At 57.9% G+C, this 21,204-nt stretch carries 16 protein-coding genes; 6 read left to right on the top strand and 10 right to left on the bottom strand.

The features are described 5' to 3' along the window. Positions 1 to 8 precede the first annotated feature (8 nt). Entirely contained in the window at positions 9 to 290 is a 282-nt protein-coding gene (gene yajC / locus BSK21_RS07935) for a preprotein translocase subunit YajC (protein ID WP_067545750.1), read from the bottom strand. A 261-nt stretch (positions 291 to 551) separates the two neighbouring features. Here yajC and serS point away from each other — a divergent pair, with 261 nt between their 5' ends. Together serS and BSK21_RS07950 are read left to right on the top strand one after the other, a co-directional pair. Further along, positions 552 to 1,844: a serine--tRNA ligase gene (gene serS / locus BSK21_RS07945; RefSeq protein ID WP_067545756.1), complete on the top strand. Its 1,293-nt coding sequence runs from the start codon at positions 552 to 554 to the stop codon at positions 1,842 to 1,844. Between the two features lie 40 nt (positions 1,845 to 1,884). Further along, positions 1,885 to 2,589 carry a hypothetical protein gene (locus BSK21_RS07950; RefSeq protein ID WP_067545759.1) on the top strand — a complete coding sequence of 235 codons (705 nt, stop codon included), beginning with the start codon at positions 1,885 to 1,887 and terminating at the stop codon, positions 2,587 to 2,589. Here the strand turns inward: BSK21_RS07950 and der are convergent. From der to BSK21_RS07965, 3 genes are read right to left on the bottom strand one after another with little or no spacing between them, the layout of a single operon-like run. Then, positions 2,567 to 4,039 carry a ribosome biogenesis GTPase Der gene (der, locus tag BSK21_RS07955; protein WP_067545762.1) on the bottom strand — a complete coding sequence of 491 codons (1,473 nt, stop codon included), beginning with the start codon at positions 4,037 to 4,039 and terminating at the stop codon, positions 2,567 to 2,569. The two genes, BSK21_RS07950 and der, sit on opposite strands and share 23 nt — an antisense overlap. A 48-nt stretch (positions 4,040 to 4,087) precedes the next feature. Then, the gene (locus BSK21_RS07960; protein ID WP_067545765.1) at positions 4,088 to 5,395 is read right to left on the bottom strand and encodes a PQQ-like beta-propeller repeat protein; all 1,308 of its coding nucleotides are present in this window, start codon (positions 5,393 to 5,395) and stop codon (positions 4,088 to 4,090) included. Between the two features lie 37 nt (positions 5,396 to 5,432). Continuing rightward, complete coding sequence (locus BSK21_RS07965) at positions 5,433 to 6,068, bottom strand: hypothetical protein (protein ID WP_067545767.1); 636 nt, start codon at positions 6,066 to 6,068, stop codon at positions 5,433 to 5,435. Between the two features lie 255 nt (positions 6,069 to 6,323). Here BSK21_RS07965 and BSK21_RS07970 point away from each other — a divergent pair, with 255 nt between their 5' ends. After that, a complete protein-coding gene (locus tag BSK21_RS07970; RefSeq protein ID WP_318254740.1) occupies positions 6,324 to 7,412 on the top strand; it encodes an efflux RND transporter periplasmic adaptor subunit in 1,089 nt (362 codons plus the stop codon). Next, positions 7,409 to 11,056, top strand: a complete 3,648-nt coding sequence (locus BSK21_RS07975) for an efflux RND transporter permease subunit (RefSeq protein WP_067545773.1) — start codon at positions 7,409 to 7,411, stop codon at positions 11,054 to 11,056. The genes BSK21_RS07970 and BSK21_RS07975 overlap by 4 nt, the downstream gene beginning before the upstream one ends. 59 nt (positions 11,057 to 11,115) lie before the next feature. On the opposite strand, the gene BSK21_RS07980 is transcribed toward BSK21_RS07975, so the two are convergent. Further along, positions 11,116 to 12,933 (bottom strand): ABC transporter ATP-binding protein/permease, encoded by a 1,818-nt coding sequence (locus tag BSK21_RS07980; RefSeq protein ID WP_067545776.1) that lies wholly within the window; start codon positions 12,931 to 12,933, stop codon positions 11,116 to 11,118. A 63-nt stretch (positions 12,934 to 12,996) separates the two neighbouring features. Beyond that, positions 12,997 to 14,346 carry a LysM peptidoglycan-binding domain-containing protein gene (locus BSK21_RS15780; protein WP_232230422.1) on the bottom strand — a complete coding sequence of 450 codons (1,350 nt, stop codon included), beginning with the start codon at positions 14,344 to 14,346 and terminating at the stop codon, positions 12,997 to 12,999. Between the two features lie 114 nt (positions 14,347 to 14,460). Here BSK21_RS15780 and BSK21_RS07990 point away from each other — a divergent pair, with 114 nt between their 5' ends. Continuing rightward, positions 14,461 to 15,006, top strand: coding sequence for a TIGR00730 family Rossman fold protein (locus tag BSK21_RS07990; protein ID WP_067545785.1), 546 nt, complete (start codon positions 14,461 to 14,463; stop codon positions 15,004 to 15,006). Here the strand turns inward: BSK21_RS07990 and rarD are convergent. The 4 genes from rarD to BSK21_RS08010 all read right to left on the bottom strand — a co-directional run bounded on the left by rarD (position 14,943) and on the right by BSK21_RS08010 (position 19,607). Beyond that, positions 14,943 to 15,848: an EamA family transporter RarD gene (rarD, locus tag BSK21_RS07995; protein WP_067545788.1), complete on the bottom strand. Its 906-nt coding sequence runs from the start codon at positions 15,846 to 15,848 to the stop codon at positions 14,943 to 14,945. The two genes, BSK21_RS07990 and rarD, sit on opposite strands and share 64 nt — an antisense overlap. A gap of 79 nt (positions 15,849 to 15,927) precedes the next feature. Next, complete coding sequence (locus BSK21_RS08000) at positions 15,928 to 17,757, bottom strand: methyl-accepting chemotaxis protein (protein ID WP_067545791.1); 1,830 nt, start codon at positions 17,755 to 17,757, stop codon at positions 15,928 to 15,930. A gap of 137 nt (positions 17,758 to 17,894) precedes the next feature. After that, complete coding sequence (locus tag BSK21_RS08005) at positions 17,895 to 18,494, bottom strand: superoxide dismutase (protein ID WP_067545794.1); 600 nt, start codon at positions 18,492 to 18,494, stop codon at positions 17,895 to 17,897. An 84-nt stretch (positions 18,495 to 18,578) separates the two neighbouring features. Then, complete coding sequence (locus BSK21_RS08010) at positions 18,579 to 19,607, bottom strand: glycosyltransferase family 2 protein (protein ID WP_067545797.1); 1,029 nt, start codon at positions 19,605 to 19,607, stop codon at positions 18,579 to 18,581. Between the two features lie 262 nt (positions 19,608 to 19,869). Between BSK21_RS08010 and BSK21_RS08015 the strand changes: the two genes are divergently transcribed. Continuing rightward, positions 19,870 to 21,204 (top strand): glycosyltransferase family 25 protein, encoded by a 1,335-nt coding sequence (locus BSK21_RS08015; protein WP_067545800.1) that lies wholly within the window; start codon positions 19,870 to 19,872, stop codon positions 21,202 to 21,204.

A 21,204-nucleotide genomic window follows, 5' to 3' on the forward strand; every position in this document is an offset into this window, starting at 1 on the left:
GCCTTGTCTTATGCCTTGGCAGGTTCGGTCTTGCTCACAACCTGAGCAATGGTCGAACGCACGACGCGAACGTTTACGCCCGCAGCAACTTCGATTTCGATCTCGTTGTCGTCTTTGACCTTCGACACTTTGCCGATGATGCCGCCTTGGGTGACAACCTGATCACCGCGGCGCAGCGCAGCAACCATCGCCTGATGCTCTTTTACCTTTTTCTGCTGCGGACGGATCAGCAAGAAATACATGATCCCGAAGATCAGGATAAACGGTACGATACCTTGAATGGCCTCCATCAGGCGCTCCCCTTCGTGTTAAATATGCAGGTCTCGCCCCGCAAAAGTCGCGGCACGTTAATTCGCAGATGGGGGAATGGCAACCGGACCGCAACCCCATATCTTCGTGATAATGCCGCAGCCCGCCAAAAAATCCCCCTCGCCCCTTTGTGCAACAAATATCCCAGGGGTGAATTGGCGCAGCCAAGAGGGGGCAGAGCCCCCTTTTCACCCTTCCCCACCCATGCCATAAGCACCGCGTCATTAAGAAGGAGAAGCCCCATGCATGACATCCGCTTTATCCGCGAAAATCCGGCTGCATTCGACGCTGCCCTGTCGCGTCGTGGGGCTGAACCTATGTCGTCAACCGTTCTTGCTCTGGACGAGGCGCGCCGCGCCCTGATCCACGCTGCGGAAACCGCGACCGCCGAACAGAACAAAGCGTCCAAAGAGGTTGGCGCCGCCAAAGGTCGTGGGGATGAGGCAGAATTCGAACGCCTCCGCGCGCTGGTCGCTGAGAAAAAAGCCGACATTGCCCGCATGACCGAAGAGGCCAAGCAGAAAGACGACGAACTTAACGCGCTTTTGCTGACCATTCCGAACATGCTCTACGATGACGTGCCGGATGGGGCGGACGAAAACGACAACGTGGAAATCAACCGTTGGGGCACCCCGCGTAGCTTTGATTTCAAACCTGTGGAACACTTTGAAATCGCTGGCGTTCAGACGGGTATGGACTTCGCCGCTGGCACCAAACTCTCGGGCAGCCGCTTTGTGGTGCTCTCGGGCGCTGTGGCGCGTATCCACCGCGCGTTGGCTCAGTTCATGCTGGACTACCACGTGGACGTTCACGGCCTGACCGAAGCAATCACCCCCGTGATGGTCAAAGAAGAGATGATGTATGGCACGGGCCAGTTGCCGAAATTCGGCGAGGACAGCTATCAAACCACCAATGGCTGGTGGTTGATCCCGACCGCAGAGGTCACGCTGACGAACCTCGTCAATGGTGACATCGTGGACGAATCCACCCTGCCCCGCCGTTATGCCGCTCATACCCAGTGCTTCCGCTCCGAGGCTGGCTCTGCTGGCCGCGACACCTCTGGGATGCTGCGTCAGCACCAGTTCGAAAAGGTTGAGATGGTCACCATCATCACCCCCGAAGAATCCGAGGCTGAACATGCCCGCATGACCCGTCAGGCCGAGGCGATCCTTGAGGCGCTCAACCTGCCATACCGCACCGTGAAACTCTGCTCGGGCGACATGGGCGCAGGTATGAAACGCACACACGACCTCGAAGTATGGCTGCCCGGTCAGGACAAATACCGCGAGATTTCCTCGGTTTCGACCGCTGGCGATTATCAGGCCCGCCGCATGAATGCGCGTTACAAACCCGCTGACGGTGGCAAGCCGCAGTTCGTTCACACCCTGAACGGCTCTGGCCTCGCGGTTGGCCGCACGCTGATCGCGGTTCTGGAAAACGGTCAGAACGCAGATGGCTCGGTCACCCTGCCCGCTGTCCTGCACCCCTACCTCAAAGGCAAGACCACGCTCACCGCTGCAGGCGATCTGGCCTAAACACTTGATCCAAAGGGCGATCGTGCCACGTATAAGGAGTATGAGAAAATCCTTACCGTGGCTGGTCGCCCTTTTTGCATCTACGTTTATCCTAGCGCCTCTGGTGACAGAGCCGTTCATGGGATATCGCCCTGAACACCTCCCTGTTTTCATGGATCAACCGCCGATCCAGCCCGCAGGCTATGCCTTTGCAATCTGGGGTGTGATCTATTCGTGGCTGGTGGCCTCTGCCGTCTTTGGATTGGTGAAACGGTGCCATGATGGCGCGTGGGACATCGTGCGGGGGCCGCTGGCGCTATCGCTCGCCCTCGGCACGTTGTGGCTGTCGATCGCCAATGCCACGGCGATCTGGGCGACGGTGGTAATCCTCATCATGGCGGGCGTCACCATCTTGGCGCTGTTGCGGTCCCCGACCAAGGATTACTGGTGGCTCAAGGTCCCGCTCGGCCTCTATGCAGGATGGCTGACGGCTGCCTCTGTGGTGTCTCTGTCGATCACTCTCGCGGGCTTTGGCGTGATGAGCTACGACGTCGCGTCCATCGCGGGGCTACTCCTCGCCATGACCGCAGCCATTCTGGTGCAACTCATGCCCCCCAGCGGGCCAGCCTATGGCCTCGCTGTGAGTTGGGCGCTTTTCGGGATTGTGGTGCAGAACGGCACAGACAGTATCATCATGTCTGTATTGGCCGGCGCGGGCATTGCCGCGCTCGGCCTGATTAACCTTACTCGCCGCGGTTCGACTTGAGGTGTTTTGCCAGACGACCTGTCTGTTTCTTCTTCTTGTTCTTATAGGGGTTCTTTTCCCCCTGATCGCGCAAGAAGAGACGGATCGGCGTCCCTGGCATATCAAAATCGTCACGTAAGCCATTGATAAGATATCGGTTATAGCTTTCCGGAACCTTATCAGGGTGCGACGTCATAACGACGAAAGCTGGCGGACGGGCTTTCACCTGCGTCATATACCGCATCTTAATCCGCTTACCCTGAGGTGCGGGTGGCGGGTGCTGTTCCAGCATACCAACCAGCCAGCGGTTCAACGCAGAGGTCGACACGCGGCGGTTCCAGATCGTGTAAGCGCGCATGATCGCGTTATGCAAACGATCAAGCCCCTTGCCCGTTTTCGCGGACACAGTGACCATCGGCGCACCACGAAGTTGCGGCAGCAGACGTTCGAATTTCTCGCGCAGGTCTTTGAGTTTTTCCTGCTTCTCGTCCTCGAGGTCCCATTTGTTGACCGCAACGACGACGGCACGGCCTTCGCGTTCGGCAAGGTCGGCAATCCGCAAATCCTGCTGTTCGAACGGAATTTCAACGTCGAGAAGGACAACCAGAACTTCGGCAAACTTTGCCGCACGAAGCCCGTCCGAGACGGAGAGTTTTTCCAGCTTTTCCTGAACCTTAGCCTTTTTGCGCATACCCGCGGTATCAAAGATACGCATCGGCACGTCGTCCCATTCGGTCTTTACCGAAATCGCGTCGCGAGTAATGCCTGCCTCAGGTCCGGTGAGCAGACGCTCTTCGCCGAGGATCTTGTTGATCAGGGTCGATTTACCAGCGTTCGGGCGACCAACCACGGCGATCTGCAGCGGTTTGTCCCACGTGGGCATCGGAACTTCGGGCTCGTCGCCCTCTTCGAAATCGTCCCACTCTTCGATATCAACGTCGACTTCGGGCGCGTCTTGGGCAGCGCGTTCTTCGAACTGCTCTGAAATCGGCAGGAGAACGTGATACAGTTCATCCATGCCTTCGCCGTGTTCCGCAGAAATCCGCAGCGGTTCACCAAGGCCGAGCGAATAGGCCTCAAGGAAACCGCCCTCGCCCGCGCGACCTTCGGATTTGTTCGCGCCAAGGATCACGTTCGCGTTCTTTTTGCGCAGGATGTCGGCAAAGACTTGGTCCGTCGGTGTAATGCCCACACGTGCGTCGATCAGGAACAGACAAACGTCTGCCATTTCCACCGCACGCTCGGTCAAACGGCGCATACGGCCCTGAAGGCTGTTGTCGGTCGCGTCTTCGAGACCTGCAGAATCGATCACAGTGAATCGCAAATGGCCGAGTTTCGCGTCGCCTTCACGCAGGTCACGCGTCACCCCCGGCTGGTCGTCGACCAGCGCGAGCTTCTTGCCTACAAGGCGATTGAACAATGTCGACTTGCCCACGTTCGGGCGGCCAACAATGGCGAGGGTGAATGTCATGGCTAAAGCCCTTTCAGATCAAGATCGGGGCGATACACCATTCCCGCGTTAACGGAAAGCCAGCAATTGCCCGTTCTTCGACACGACATAGAGGGTATTCCCTGCAACGACGGGCGCAGAGGCGGCGCCGTTCGGGATTTCGATTTGTCCAACAAGAGCGCCCGACACAGGGTCGAACTGACGGATCAACCCGTCAGACGAGGCCACAATCAGACGCCCGCCCGCAAGGATTGGACCGTAATGCGCGACAGCAGCGCGGGATTTACCAGCGCGGCGTTCGATAAGGTCAGGCAGTGCCACGCGCCAAATGACAGACCCGTCACGATTATCCAGACGCACCAATTGGTTGAGGTCGTTGACGGCAAAGACCGACCCGCCCACTGGCCAGACAGGACCAACAGCGCCTTCGTGCGCGGACCATTTACGGTCGCCCGATACGGCGTCCAGCGCAATGGTCATGCCCGAAGAGTTGCCAAGGTAAATCGTATCACCGCTGACCACGGGTCCACCGCTCAGCCCGTCAAAGGCATTGAGCGGACGTCCCAGACGTTCACCGCCGATAAAGGCCGACCAACGCTCTAGTCCGCCATCGCGGAAGGCCGCAACCAGTTCACCGCCCGCGAACGGCATCAGTGCAAAGCGATCTGTTACGGCGACACCCGGACCGCTGCCGTAGCTGGTGTTCGACGGTGCGCCGTTGACGGTCCATTTGACCAAACCGTTGTCCGACTGGAGCGCCCAGCCACGGTTGTCATGGCCCACCACGTAAATGAAGTTGCCTGAAACGGTCGGCGATGTCGCACCCGAGGCATCCAAGGTCTGACGCCAGATCACGCCACCTGTGCTGCGGTCGATCGAAATGACCTCGCCATAGCCCGTGGTCGCAACGAGGCGGTTACCGTCAACAGCCAGACCGCCTCCAGACGCAGAGCCACCCTCGCCCGCTGGGGTGAGGTCCACCGACCAGAGCGTCGCGCCATTGGTGCCTGTCGCTGTCACGGTCGTCGCGGCGTCCATCGTGTAAATCGCATCGGCCGCGACAACAGGATCTGCGGTGATCCGTGCGCGGCGGCTTTCGCCTTCACCGATGTTTGCGGCAAAGGCCAAGGTCGGCGTCGCAGAGAGCGCCAGATGCGGCATGGAGTGCGCAGCGTTGCCACCACGGTGGGTCCAGTCCGCGTTCGCGACTTGCTGACCCAGAGAAATTTCACGGGCTTCGTTCACTTCGGCCACAGGGGCAGAGGCGAGGCCATCGCGAATATCCAAGCGTTCGCCCGGAAGACGGACATCCTTTGTGCCACAGCCAGCGAGTAATGCCACCAGTGCGACCGTGCCAAGGAAGGTAAATTTCGTCACTGCCCCGTCCTCCGACGTGTTTTCGTTCCTGCGTCGTTTAAGACGCGTCACCACCCAGCGCCACAATCAAGCCTTCGACCCGATTGCGCAAGCCCTGCGTGACAGTTGCATCGCTGCTAATCTCGCGCAGCGTGGCCATTGCGGCCTCTGCATCGCCAGCGTCCAATTGCGCGACAGCGATCTGTTCTTTGGCCAAGAGCGCGAAAGTCGCACCCGGTGCGGCTAGGTTTTGGAACCCTGCGATCCGTTCGTCCGTGGACAGGTTTTCCGCATTCGCCAACAGCGCCTTGAACGCGCCTAGGTCACGATAGACCTGACGTGCGCCTTCTAAATTGGCAAGCGCAGTAAAGGCCTCTGCCGCGGCGGCCGTATCACCTGCCTCTTGGGCCGCAGCCCCCGCCATCAAAAGCGTCATGACAGAGGGCGGCAATTGAGCAAAGGCTGCCTGACGGTCAGCCCACTCATTCTGTTCGAGCGCATCAAAAATCGCATCACCCGCCGCCTGTGCCGCAGCGCGCGTTTGCGAGGCCTGATATTCAGTCCATGCCGTCGCACCAACCAGACCAACAACGGTCAAAGCTGCGATCCAACCATATTTACGGATGTAGGTAAAAAGCTGGTCGCGGCGGACCTCTTCGTTGACTTCGTCGATGAAGCTTTCGTTATTGCTCATTGCGCGACCGGCCTTCTAAAACTGTTAGTGCCCTGTCTTAACTTGAACCTTCGGGAATTGCCAAGGCCTTCGCAGATCACGGTTTTATTCAGTCGGCTTCGCTGCCTTGCAGAAAAAGCCAAAAATTACTAATCTAAACCAAATGGTTTAGAATATAACGAACAAGATTCTTCCTTGCTCTGAACCTTTTCATGACTATTTCCGCGGTTAGTTGCGAACAGTGACCGTTTTTCGAAAGGCCAAACCATGCGCGTAATGCCGCTTATTACAGCTGTAGTTGTAACTGCGTTTCTCTACTTCCTCGTTGCGGAACGCGACAGCCTGCTGGCTTTTGCTCAAGCTGACACCTCTGCTGAGGCCGAGACGGAGGGGGCTGCCACCCCAGTTGACGAGTCATCGCTGATCAAAGTCGTCGTTCTGCGTAGCACTGAGCGCGATATCGAAAGCGCAGTCATCTTGCGCGGTCGCACCGAAGCGGCGCGTCAGGTTGATGTACGGGCCGAAACCACGGGTCAGATCGTCTCTGAACCGCTGCGCAAAGGGGCCTTTGTGAATACGGGCGATCTCCTGTGCGAAATCGACATCGGCACCCGCGAGGCGTCGCTCGCTCAGGTCGAAGCCGCAAAACGCGAGGCTGAATTGAACCTCACGGCTGCGGAACGTCTGATTGGCGACGGCTACGCCAGTGAAACTCGTCTGCTCTCTGCCGAAGCTGCGCTTTCTGCTGCTGAGGCGGCGGTCAGCGCTGCACAGCGTGAAATCGAAAACACGAAAATCGTAGCGCCCTTCTCGGGCCTGTTGGAAACCGACACCGCGGAATTGGGGACCTACCTGTCGACGGGTGCAGCCTGCGCAACGATCATCCAGCTCGACCCGATCAAGCTCGTTGGGTTTGTGCCCGAAATCGAAGTTGGCAAAGTTCAGGTTGGCGCACCCGCTGGTGCCCGCCTCGCCGCTGGTGGCGACGTGATGGGCCGCGTGACGTTCCTGTCCCGCTCTGCCGACGACACCACCCGCACCTTCCGCGTTGAGGTCGAAGTGCCGAACGCCGACATGTCGATCAGCGACGGTCAAACCGCAGAAATCATCATCGGCACCGATGGCCGCAAGGCGCACCTCGTCCCGCAATCGGCTCTGACGCTGAATGACAACGGCAATCTGGGTCTGCGCGTGATTGACGAGACGAACACTGTTCACTTTGCCAAGGTCGAGGTTGTCCGCGACACCATCGACGGCGTCTGGGTCACAGGCCTTGAGACTGAAGCCAATATCATCACCGTTGGTCAAGAATACGTCGTCGAAGGCGTCACCGTCGCCCCGACCTTTCAGGAGGCTAAGGGATGACTGGAATGATTGATTGGGCGGCCAGCCGTGCGCGGATGGTCATTGCCTTTATTGTGCTTTCGATCATCGCGGGTGCGGTCGCTTATGTGAGCCTCCCCAAAGAAGGTGAGCCGGATATCGAAATTCCGGCTCTGTTCGTGTCTGTGCCCTTCCCCGGCATTTCCGCGACCGACGCCGAACGCCTGCTGGTCGAACCGATGGAAACCGAACTGTCGGACATCGACGGCCTGAAAACCATGACTGCGACCGCTGCCGAAGGTTATGCAGGTGTCGCGCTTGAGTTCGAATTTGGCTGGGACAAGACCCGCACCATGGCGGATGTCCGTGATGCGATGAACGCGGTTGAAGGGAAATTCCCCGATGGCGCGGATCAGTATTCGATCAACGAGATCAACTTCTCTGAATTTCCGATCATCATTGTGAACCTCACGGGCGATGTACCCGAACGCACATTGATCAAGGTTGCCAAGGACTTGCAGGACGAACTCGAAGGGATTGAAGCGATCCTTTCGGCCAACCTTGCAGGGACGCGCGACGAGATGGTTGAGGTGGTGATCGATCCCCTGCGGCTCGAGGCTTATAACGTCACTGCGGGCGAATTGATCAACGTTGTCACGATGAACAACCTGCTGATCGCGGCGGGTGAAGTGTCGACCGAACAGGGTAGCTTCTCGGTCAAAATCCCGTCGTCGTTCGACAGCCCCCAAGACATCTACAGCCTGCCCGTCAAAACCAACGGCGACCGCGTGATCACCTTGGGCGATTTGGCGACGATCCGCCTGACGTTTGAAGACCGCGAAAGCACCGCACGTTTCAACGGCGTGAAAACCGTGGCGCTACAGGTGGTAAAGGCGCGCGGCTATAACCTGATCGACACTGCGGCATTGGTCCGTGAAACCGTTGAAAACGCGCGGGCGCAATGGCCCGCCGACCTCCAAGCGGCCGTCCATGTGGGCGCATCGAATGACCAGAGCCGTACCGTTGCCTCGATGGTATCACAGCTTGAGGGGTCTGTTCTGACCGCGATTGCACTGGTGATGATCGTGGTTCTGGCCTCGCTCGGCACGCGCTCTGCGCTGCTGGTTGGCTTCTCGATCCCGACGTCGTTCCTTCTTGCGTTCCTTCTCTTGGGCATCATGGGCGTGACGATTTCGAACATCGTGATGTTCGGTCTGATCCTCGCCGTCGGGATGCTCGTCGATGGTGCGATTGTGGTCGTCGAATATGCGGACAAACGGATTTCCGAGGGCTCAGGCCCAATGTCCGCCTATACCGAGGCCGCAAAGCGCATGTTCTGGCCTGTGGTGTCTTCGACCGCGACAACGCTCTGTGCGTTCTTGCCGATGCTATTCTGGCCGGGCGTTCCGGGTCAGTTCATGGGGATGCTGCCTGTCACGCTGATCTTCGTTCTCTCGGCCTCGCTGATCGTGGCACTGATCTACATGCCCGTCATGGGCGGCGTTCTGGGTCGCACCAGCCGTCTGTTTGGCCGCACCTCTGACGCGCTCAAGGCTCGTCTGCCGTGGATCGTTCGTGCCTTGTTGGTCGTGCCAGCGGGTCTGATGGCCTTTGTCGGTGCGATGATGACGCTGAACCCTGCCTATCTATCGGGTGAAGCCGTTCAGACCTCTGGCCTCATGGCGCCGCTTCCGGGGATGATCCTCTTTATGCTCGGCGCGGTTGGCCTGTCGATCACCATCGGCGCGGCCAAGATCGAACGCAAGCAAACGAAAATTCGTGCGGGTTATCACCGCAGCCCGTTTGGCTGGGTGATCTGGGGCGTGGCGGGCAACCCTGTCATGCCGCTCGTAACCGTGGGCGCGATCCTCGCCATTGTTATGTCGACCTTCACCTATTTCGGGGCGAACAATAACGGCGTCGAATTCTTTACCGCAACGGAACCAGAACAGGCGATTGTCTACGTTCAAGCCCGCGGCAACCTCAGCCTCACCGAAAAAGACGACCTCGTCCGTCAGGCCGAAGAGATCGCGCTGTCGGTGCCCGGTATCCAAACTGTCTTTGCCTTTGCCGGTGCGGGTGGCCTCAACGCAAATACCGCAGGTGCAGAAAGCCCGCGTGATGCCGTCGGTCAGCTGCAGATCGAACTGATCCCATGGGATGATCGTCCTGCCTTTGCCCGTGCCAATGACATTCCGCTTGAGGAATTGAACGGCAAGACGGTCATGGCGAACCTTCAGGCAAAGCTGGATCAAATCCCAGGCGTGCATACGGAAACGCTCGACCTTGCGATGGGTCCTGCGGCGACAAAACCCGTGCATCTACGTCTCAAGGGGGATGATTGGGAACAACTGCTTGCAACCACTGCTGAGGCCCGTGCGTTCTTTGAAACAGTTCCGGGTCTGACCCAGATCGAAGACAGTCGCCCCCTGCCCGGTATCGATTGGGAAATCTCGGTCGATGTGGAAAAAGCAGGTCGTTACGGTGCCGATGTCGCGACCGTGGGTGGTATGGTGCAGCTCGTGACGCGGGGCATCCTGCTCGATACGATGCGGGTGGATAGCTCTGACGAAGAGATCGAAATCCGCGTTCGCCTTCCCGAAGAAGACCGCGTTCTGTCCACCCTTGATAACCTAAAGGTGCGGACCTCTGCGGGCCTCGTTCCGCTGTCGAACTTCATCACCCGCACCCCTGTTCCGAAACTGGCGCAGATCGACCGTATCGACCAGAAACGCTACTTTGACATTAAGGCAGGCGTGGCCGATGGGCTGGTGAAACTGACCGCTGAGGATGGCACGTTCACCATCGTGGCCGAGGACGCGATGACCGATGCGCAGCGCGATGCGGTCGCGAATGGAAGCCTGAAACGCGAGGTCGTGAACGGTAACGAACGGATCGCCTTTGTCGAAAGCTGGCTCAACGACGGTAATTTGCCTGCGGGGATCAGCTTTGAATGGGCGGGCGATATGGCGGACCAAGAGGAAAGCTCTGCCTTCTTAGGTCAGGCCTTCTCTGCCGCGCTTATGTTGATGTTCATCATCCTGCTGGCGCAGTTCAACAGCTTCTATAACTCTGTTCTGGTGCTGCTGGCGGTGATCCTGTCGACGACGGGCGTTCTGATCGGGATGCTTGTTATGGATCAGTCCTTCTCGATCATTATGACGGGGACAGGGATCGTGGCGCTTGCGGGGATCGTGGTGAACAACAACATCGTTCTAATCGATACCTATCAGGAATATAACCAGTATATGCCGCGTCTCGAGGCGATCATTCGCACCGCCGAAGACCGTATTCGTCCGGTTCTGTTGACCACCATCACGACGATGGCGGGCCTCGCGCCGATGATGTTCGGCCTTAGCCTTGATTTCATTAACGGGGGCTATTCAATCGACAGCCCGACCGCGCTCTGGTGGAAACAACTGGCGACGGCGGTTGTCTTTGGCCTCGGCATTGCAACGGTTCTGACGCTGGTCTTTACCCCAGCGATGTTGGCGGCACGGGTTTGGTTCACGACCTACTTGCATTGGCTTGGCCGTCTGTTGGCGCGCCTGTCGATGGGTCGCGGTAGCCGCGCGGCGCAAGACTGGGCACTGGCACGAGAGGCCCGCAAGGTCAAAGCGCCAGAGATCATCTGGGAAGACCCGGAAGAACCCTCCGCCCCGTCCACACTACGGGCCGCAGAATAAACAAAACGGGCGCGATGAGAGATCACCGCGCCCGCTTTTTATCTCGCCTCAAACGGGACTTAAGCCGCGTCTTCTGAGGCCTGTTTCTGCCAGAGCTGCGCATAGCGACCCGACTGGGCAAGCAGCGCATCGTGACGCCCCTGCTCGACGATATGGCCGTCCTCTAGCACCACAATCCGATCCGCATCCGCGATGGTCGACAAACGGTGCGCGATGGTGATCACTGTACGGCCCTGTCCCATCGCCCGTAGCTGGGTCTGGATGCCCCGCTCTGTTTCCGTATCGAGCGCCGATGTCGCCTCATCGAGCAACAAGATCGGCGGGTTCTTCAGGATCGTGCGGGCAATCCCCACGCGCTGCTTTTCACCGCCCGAGAGCTTTAGCCCACGTTCACCCACCTGCGTGTCATAGCCCTTGGGCAAGGACAGGACAAAGTCGTGGATCTGCGCTGCTTTTGCGGCCTCGACAATCTCGGCCTCCGACGCCTCAGGACGACCGTAGGCGATGTTGTAACGGATGGTGTCGTTGAACAGCACCGTGTCCTGGGGCACCACGCCAATCGCCGCATGAAGGCTATCTAGCGTCACATCGCGCACGTCCTGACCGTCGATGGTCAGCGCCCCGCCCGTCACGTCATAGAACCGGAACAACAGCCGCCCAATGGTTGATTTGCCCGACCCAGAGGAGCCGACGATTGCCACGGTTTCGCCGGCAGCTACGTCAATCGACACACCCTTGAGGATCGGGCGCTCTGCGTCATAGGCGAACTCGACCGCGTTCAGCGATACTGCCCCGCCGTTCACCACCAGCTCGGTCGCGTCTGGCTTGTCCGTGACCTCTGACGGCTGATCCAACAGGTCGAACATATCGCCCATATCAATCAGGGCCTGACGGATTTCACGATAGACCGACCCGAGGAAGTTCAGCGGCATGGTGATTTGGATCATATAGGCGTTCACCATAACGAAATCGCCGACGGTCAGAACGCCACTCTGGACCTCCATCGCGGCCATCACCATCACAGCGACGAGGCCACTGGTAATCAAAACGGATTGGCCAAAGTTCAAAAAAGCCAGCGAATACGATGTCTTAATCGCCGCCTTTTCATATTGCGTCATAGCGCCGTCATAGCGGTCGGCCTCCCATTTTTCGGCGCCGAAATACTTTACCGTCTCAAAGTTCAACAGGCTGTCGATAGCCTTTTGGTTCGCGTCCGTGTCCTGTTCGTTCATCTTTTTGCGGATTTTCACCCGCCATTCGGTGACGCGGAATGTGAACGCGATATAAAGCCCGATGGTCAGCACGACGACCGCCACATAGCGGATGTCAAAGAGATACATCAGCATCCCCGCGATCATCAAAAGCTGGAGCATCAGCGGCCCCATGTTGAACACAAGGAACCGCAGGAGGAATTCAACGCCCTTTACGCCGCGCTCCATAATGCGACTCAAACCGCCGGTTTTGCGGGTGATGTGGTAGCGCATCGACAGGCGGTGGATGTGGGTAAACGTCTCAATCGCGAGCCGCCGCAGGGCGCGTTGCCCGACCTTGGCAAAGATCGCATCGCGGAGCTGGTTGAACCCCACTTCCATCAAACGCGCCATGCCGTAGGCCAGCGTCAGACCCACAGCACCAAGGGCAAGGAAGGTCGCAGGGCTACCGTCAGGCGACAGGGCATCCACGGCCTGTTTGTAGAAAATCGGGGTCACAACGGCGATCAGCTTTGCCGCCAAAAGCACCGTCAGCGCGATCACCACACGCCGTTTGACCCAAGCCTGACCGTCAGGCCAAAGATAAGGCACCGCACGGCGCAGCACCCGCATGCCTTGCACACGGTCGTTATTAAGGTTCGCATCTGTTTTGGAAAGGCGGCGCATGGAGGCTCCGTTCTGGCTGTACCAGTGGAACCTATGCGCCGCCGAAGTGGATTGCCAGTAGGGTTACTCGCTAATCTCGGGGAGGACGAAAACCTGTCCTGGGTAAATGAGGTCAGGATCGCGGATCAAATCGCGGTTTGCCTCGTAAACATAGACGTATTTGATGCCGTCCCCATAGGTATCCGATGCAATCGCCCAAAGGGTATTTCCTGGCTGAACCGTACGGACAGCGGCGCGGGTTTCTTCGGTCACTTGGTCTGCCATGGTTGCGGCGACTTCGGTCGCGACCTCGCGTTTGAACGGGGTTTCCATGCGGCTGACTACGTCGCCCTGAGGGGACACTTCATCCAGTCGCAGGGTGTACACGCCGGGTTCAACGCCGACCAAATCGATCAGCCAAGAGCGGTCCGCTTCGATCGTTGCAGTGCCGACAGAGGCGCCATCCAGATAGGCCTGAACAAAGCCTTCGCCCGTGGCACGGCCCGCCAGTTTCACCTCGCCATTATCGTCATAGGTGATCGTGTCGAGCGTCAACGCCTCAAGTGCCGCCCCATCCGCCAAGACACGCACACCTTCTGCGTCCGCGACGAGAAGTTGCGGAGCGGCGGCGGGTGCAGGCTCTGCGGCTGGTTCAACTGTTGGCTCTGTGGCAGGCGCAGCTTCTGATACAGGTTCGTTTGCAGGTTCTGCGGCTGTTGTCTGCTCTGCCAGTGCTGCAACCTGAACCTCTTCTTGGGCAGCTGGCTCGGCGATAGGTTCCTCTGCTACGGGTTCTGCGTCGGCAACGACAGGCTCTGCGTCTTGGACAGGTTCAGTGGTTTCTTGCGCCGGAGCGACCTCTGTATTGGCCTCAGCCACTGTGACTTCCGAAGTTTCCTCGGCAGTAACCGCTTCAGCCGGTGCTTCTTCAACAACACCCTCAGCCACCTCCGGCTCTGCCATACCAAACGGTGCGATGATCACGGTCTCTGCCGCCTCAATCGCATCGCCATTGGGATCACCGACCAGCGATAGGACGCGCGGTTGATCGGACGGGGCAATCGTCAGGAACGCGGCAAAGGCACCGTCAGCGCCTGCTTCAATCCGTTCAATCGCCGCACCATCAAGGCGCAGTTCCACCGCGCCACCACCGTCAAATTGCCCTGCGATCACGGCAGTGCCGTCTGCTTCGACCCGAACGGTGTCAAAGATCGGCGCAGCGCGGGTGATGTCGACAACAGGTGCTGGCTCTGCTGCGGGTGCAGGTTCGGGCGCTGCTTCTGTGGCGACGGCAGGCACCTCGGCCAGATTAGCCGGTGTTGCAGTTTCCGCCCCGTCAGAGCCTTGCCCAATGAAATAAGCCCCCAGCGCAATTGCAGCTACTACAACCACACCCCCGAGGACCAATGTCCCCTGACTAGATTTTGTCGTCACTCGTGTTCCTTCCCCAGCAGCAAATTGCCGCCCCTTTTTGATCAAGGGTTGTTGGACCATATCAACCGCCCTATTCAGGGTCAAAGCTATCTATTGGCTATTTTGGGGGCCACGATGAAATCAGTCTGCGTTTACTGTGGGTCACGGTCTGGCAACCGCCCGTCTTATGAACAATCCGCCGTTGATACGGGCACGATGTTGGCCGCGAATGGCTGGCGATTGGTTTACGGTGCGGGCGATGTGGGGCTGATGGGCACTGTCGCACGGGCGACCCAGTCAGCGGGCGGCATGACCTTTGGCGTCATCCCCGAACACCTCGTCAAATGGGAAGTCGGCAAACGCGACCTCGACAGCTATGTCGTGACTGAGACCATGCACGAGCGCAAAAAGATCCTCTTTATGAACGCCGATGCGATTGTCGTTTTGCCGGGTGGTGGTGGGTCGCTTGATGAGTTTTTTGAAGTTCTGACATGGCGGCAACTGGGTTTGCATTGCAAACCCATCTACCTCGTCAATGTTGAGGGCTATTGGCAAAAGCTCGTCGACCTGCTCGACCATATCGTGGACGAGGGCTTTGCAGGCGAAACACTGCGGTCTTACGTCACCGTGGTCGAGGATACTGCAGCGCTGGAAACGGCTCTGCGGGACGCCCTGTCCTGACGGATGGCCGCGACCGAATAGAGGACGAGCGCAACCCAGATCATCGGGAATGCAATGCCGTGCCAGAGGGTGAACGGCTCTAGGAAAACGGTCGTCGCCACGACGAACTGCAGCGTTGGATTCACGTATTGCAGGATACCGACCGTCGAGAGCCGCACCCGCCGCGTCCCGTAGGCAAAAAAGATCAGCGGCGAGGCAGTCAGCGGACCAGAGAGCGCCAGCAAAATTTGCGTGCCCCAGTCCTTATCTGGCGTGCCAAAGAGGAACAGATAGGTGAGTGCAAAGGGCGCGAGCGTCAACACCTCAGCCGTCACGGATAAAACAGGCCCAAGGTCGAGCTGTTTTTTCACCAGCCCATAGCCGCCGAAGGTAAACGCCAGCCCCAGCGCGATCCACGGTGGAACCCCAAGCCCCACGGCCAAGATCAGCACCGCAAAAGCCGCGAGAGCCACAGCCCCCCATTGCCAATTCGACAGGCTTTCCCCTAGCACAAAGCGGCCCAACATCACCACGACCAGCGGGAAAATATAATAGCCCATAGAGGCCTCAACGGCGTAGCCGAATTTGATCGCAAAGATAAACCCGAACCAATTGGCCCCGATCAGCGAGGCCGCCAAAAAGATCACTCCGAATTTACGTGGGGTGCCCAACGCACTGCGCAATTGTCCCAAACGCCCCTGCCACGTCAGAATGACGCCAAAGAACAGCAGCGACCAAAGAGACCGATAGCAGAGCACTTCGAGAGGCGGCAGATGACGAAGCTGCGCATAATAGAGGGACGACAACCCCCAAACAGTCGCCGCAACAACAAGCGCGACGATCCCTTTGACTGCTTCGGACATGACGCGCGCCTTTAGTGAACCTTGGCCTGTTTAGGTCACAGCCGTTCGCCAAAGACAAGGACCTGTAGGAGGGACAGCGTTAGGCTTGGGTAAATTCCCGTGCCAACGCCTGCATCTCGTCGTCCAGACGCCCCGTCGCCGCGCTGATTTCATTGAGCGACCGCGATTGCTGGCGGCTCATCTCTGTGATCGTGTCGATCAGGCCGGCGATCTCTGTCGCGCCATAGGCAATCTCTGCCAAGGTCACGCCGCTGGTCTCAACAATCGAGGCCCCCTTGCGGACCTCACTGGCGGACTGTTCGATGAGTTCAGAGACATCGCTCGCCGCGCGGGCAGAGCGTGCTGCAAGCTGCTGAACTTCGGTTGCAACCACCGCAAAGCCACGTCCAACATGACCCGCGCGCGCCGCCTCTACCCGTGCGTTCAGCGCGAGCAGGTTCGTCTGGAACGCGATCTCATCGATGATCTTAATGATCGACGTGATCTTGTCCGAGGCCGCACGGATACGGTCCATCGCCGCAATCGCATTCTGAACGATGGAGTTACCTTCGTTCGCGCTCAACTGCATTTCATTCGCGAAGGTGTTCGCCATCTCTGTGGTTTTCAACGAGGACGATACGGAATTCGCAAGTTCTTCAACGGTTTGCGCCGTACTTTCGAGGTCGTTCGAAATCCGTTCAGACCGCGCCTTGGATTGTTCCGCGCGGGCGACGAGTTCATTCAACCGCTCTTTTTCTTCTTGGGCGCGAAGTGCATCGGCATCACGGGTATCGCGGATCGTGTCGCGGAAAATCTCAACGGATTTGATCAAGGTCGAAATGCCGTTGTTGCCGACCTTCGGGAAAGTCACATCCAGATTGCCATCAATCATTTGCAGCGCGCTGCGCACCACCTCGCCCAAGACGTTCTGCACGGTCAACGCCATCATGTAGATCAGGAGAGCGACAAACGCGATCAGCAGGACCGAGATTGCTGTCACAAGAAATAAATTCTGTGTCGCCTCTGCTTTGGACTCCACTATCACGACATCCAAAAGATCCCACGTGTCTTGGATATGATGTTCCATCATGGCCAAGCTTGCATCGTAGGCTGCCCTCACATCTGAGACGGACGTCGAAAAGTCCCCGTTAACGGCCTGTTTCTGCAGTTCGACAATGGACTGATACTCTGGCGAGGCCAAAAGCGCGCGGCCATGCTCTGCAAATGCGGGAAACGGCGACGTCGTCAAATGGTTCAGACCGATATCCACAGTCGTCCGCAATTCGATCAGCCGACGCAGATCATCCCCTACCATCGTCCGTTTCGAAAAAACCCGTAGCGCAGCTGCCTTTTCCTCATTGGCCGCTTCTTGGGCCCGCAGAAAATTATTCAATGACTCGAGAATAAGCGATGTTTCACCGCTGCTCAAAGCGCCAGAGGCGTGATCGGCAATATTGATCAGGCTCTTGTTGATAACCGTGTATTGGTCGATCACGGCTTCCGCCGTGACGTCGTGTTGCTCGACACCATCTCTCAATTCTTGAAAGCGTTGAATTTCTCCAGAGAGTTCCAGAAGCCTATGCGACAGATCAATATCGGCCCACATACTACCCGCATCAGCAAAGTCCTGAAGGCCAGCATCGACGAGAGCGCGTTGTGCCATCAGGTCTGGTTTGCCGATGGAGCCTTCCCCCTCAAGGTAATGAACGCTCAACCATCGCTCTTTCTGCAGCTCAAGAACCAGATTGCTCGTTTGCTCTACGGTCTCAACAACAACTTCAAGACGACCAACGTCGCGCACTTCATTCAGGCGCTGGATGCCAAGGATGCCCGAAAAAACAACGGCCAAAAACAGTGGCGCGCCACCAACCAACATGTAGATGCTGATTGTCTGCCAAGTAAGGAACCACTTGCGGAGAGTTTTTTTCATGATGCCGTTCTTTGTCACAGGTCGTTGCGTCTCAAACGGCGTAGTCTTCTGTTCTGTTAGCGCGCTGAAGGCTTAAAAAAGGAAAAGGCGCGAAAGTATCCTTTCGCGCCCAAACCAATGTTCGTGACTGTCTGAAATCAGAGGCGCGATGCCACGTTTTCCCAGTTCACGAGGTTGTCGAGGAAGTTGGTCAGGTAGGCCGGACGCTTGTTGCGGAAGTCGATGTAGTAGGAGTGTTCCCACACGTCGCAACCCAGCAGAGCAGTCTGACCAAAGCACAGCGGGTTCACGCCGTTTTCGGTTTTGGTCACTTTGAGGCCACCGTCGGTGTCTTTCACCAGCCAGCACCAGCCAGAGCCGAACTGACCTGCGCCAGCAGCCGAGAACTGCGACTTGAATTCGTCAACCGAACCGAACGATTCAACGAGAGCTTTTTCCAGCTCGGACGGCATTGCCGACGAACCCGGTCCCATCATTTCCCAGAACTGGTTGTGGTTCCAGAGCTGCGAGATGTTGTTGAAGATACCGTTCTGGGCAACTGCGGTTTTGTTGTAGGTGCCTACGATGATCTCTTCGAGGGTTTTACCCTCCCACTCGGTGCCTGCAATCGCTGCGTTACCGTTGGTGACGTATGCGTTGTGGTGAAGGTCGTGGTGATATTCCAGCGTTTCTGCGGACATGCCTTTAGCGGCAAGAGCGTCATGTGCGTAGGGAAGATCGGGAAGTTGAAATGCCATCAGAGAAATCCTCTTGGTCTGGTTACTGTTCGCTGCCCTGTAACAAAGCGCAAGCGCGCCTGAGGTCAAGCCCAATCCGCGACCTTAGGCCCCCTCTTGCCGACGGACAGCCTGCAAAAAAGCAAAATAGCTGCGGGCGGTGTCAGGATCGGGTTCATGAGACGATCCTGCAAGCTGAAGTTGCCAATAGAGATCAACGGTCTCTGCCTCGGTCATCACCTGCGCAAACCTCTCTTGGTGCCATGCGACAGCCTTTTGGTGCAGATCGCGTAACGCGTCGGTTTCGATCTCGGCTCGCACCGCACGGGTGGCGGGTGCGTGGTGGCTGATCGCCCAATCCTCGACCGTGTTCCAATTGCGGGACACCCAGTATTTCAGGCCAAGGTCGAGGTGCATCTTATTGGGCAACCCCCGCCGCGTTTTCAGCACATATTCCGCGACGGACCGCACCGAATAGTGGTTCAACTGGACCAAGGGCTTGGTTGGGACATGACCAAAGCTGTTGATGCGGTTCGGCATCTGCGCAATCGCGTCAGGCAACGGCTCGCCTGCCGCATCCGCCCAGCGCGCGGTGCCATTGGCGAGCGATTTGGGACGATGCACGCCCATCTCGCCAAAGAGCGAACGGCGATAGATCGTCTTAAAGAAATGGCCGAGGGGTACAGGAATGGTTCGTGTCGCAGCCGTTGTGAACCGTTCGGTCACGGGCGCATCCACAAACGCGCTCTGCCCGTTATTCCCGAACAACCGCCACGGTAGGATCATCGCGTCCATGTCCCGATCGAGCAGCGCTCTCAGGTCAGGCACCGACGGGTCGAGCGCGATGAATTCGTCCACGTCAAAGAACAGCACCCATTCGGCGGCAGAATAGTCGGGGTGCCCATAGGCCGTCCGAAGCGCCTGCCACTGGATCGTCTTTTTCCCCTGCTGGCTATGGCGCACATGGGTCACCCACCCTGCCCGCGCCAGTTGGTCGAGCATCACATCCGTCCCGTCCTCGCAATCATTCGAGAACACAAGGAAATGGTCGATGCCCAGCGCACGGTGATGCGACAGCCACTCTAACAAATAAGGGGCTTCGTTCTTCACGCAGGTGACGGCGAGGATGGACATCAATTCGGACCTGTTTCTTCGACGGCTCCCTATACCCATAACGGTCCGATGCCGTTTAGGGAATAAGCCTAACCTGTTGATGTGCCGCAAATCTCCACTTTTAAGTTTGGCGCTAAATTCAGAAACAATCTTGAGGGATGGTCAAAATTATATGATATTCGTCAATTATGTAGAGGGCGACAGGGTCAGAGCGCGCCATTCGTTCGCGTAAGAGGGCACAGGTGATGACACGACCGTTCCGTTTTGAACCAAAGGCCCAATCATGACCGAAGCGTCCCAGACCAATGCCCCCTCTGCCGAGCGGCTGCGCAAGGTCAATCCGTTCTCGCGTCATGTCTGGCAACGTGGGCAGGATATGTATCCCGCGCTACGCCAGCAATTGATACATGATGACTGTGACGGGCTAGACGATCTGGGTTTTCGGATTTCTATGTGCCTAAGGATGACGGCGGCCTTTCAGACGAGCGAGGCACTGGACAAAGTTCGCACGGCTCTCGTCCGGCGCTATGATCCGACCCATGTGCATGTTCCTTATGTCGCTTCCCTGAACCACCTGCGGCGTTTCGACGATGCGCTGCGCTATGCAGGGCAATTGGCGCGGAGCGAACCTGACTCGGTCGGCGCGAAACTACTGCTGATCGATCAGTTCTTTATCGCGGGCTTTCCGGGCAAAGGCATCCAGACGATCAAACGATCCTTGGGTGACGTGTTCCAACATAACCGCCAGCAAGCCCATAAACTGGTGCGGATTTTGATTGAGGCGGGTCAGCTGGATTGGCTACGCGCCCATTTCCCGCAACTGGCTGACCGTCAGCCCCGCAGCGCACAGGCCGACCGTCTGTCGTCAGGTCCGTGCGATGTGCCTGTCTACTGTATCTCTTTGCCCGCCGATCATCGCCGTCTGGCAACCACGCGGCATTTCACGGACTACGGAAGCCCCTATCACGTGGTCGAGGGCATATTGGGCCGCACCCTTCCCGAAGGGATCAAGACCAGCGTCACCCGTGGCGACCGCTCTATGATCACCGATGCAGAGATTGGTTGTAGCCTGTCCCACATGAAGGCTTGGGAAATGGTCGCCCGCGATATTAGTCCCAACGACTATGCCCTTATCATTGAGGACGACGCCCGTTTCATGTTTGGTGCCCCTCGTGGGATGACAGCGACAATCACCGCAGCACGTGAAGTTGGTGCGGAACTGGTCTTTATCAATCGCCGCGCCTGTGATGCGACGATCCAAAACTTGCCCTCTCGTGACGTAGAGTTGGCCAATGTCGATGCGGGTCTTTACCCCGATCCAGAACAATGGAAGCCCCAAGACCCCGGCTGGGGCGGTGACGGCTATCTGGTGACGGGCGCTATGGCGGCACGCCTAGCCGATATGTGGCTCAAGGTTGGCGTACTGGGCGCTGTGGATTGGCAACTGAGCACGATGTGCCACAAGCGGCTCCAGCCGTGGCACGATGTTCGGGCGCTAAAGAACATTTACCGTATGCTGGACGGGTCCAAGGATTTGCCGATGATCACCGGCTACACAACGAACACACCGCTGATCGATACCCGCGATCACGGGTTCAGCAGCATCAACGCAGGATGA

This window comes from Marivivens sp. JLT3646 (genome assembly GCF_001908835.1).
Lineage (GTDB): Bacteria > Pseudomonadota > Alphaproteobacteria > Rhodobacterales > Rhodobacteraceae > Marivivens > Marivivens geojensis.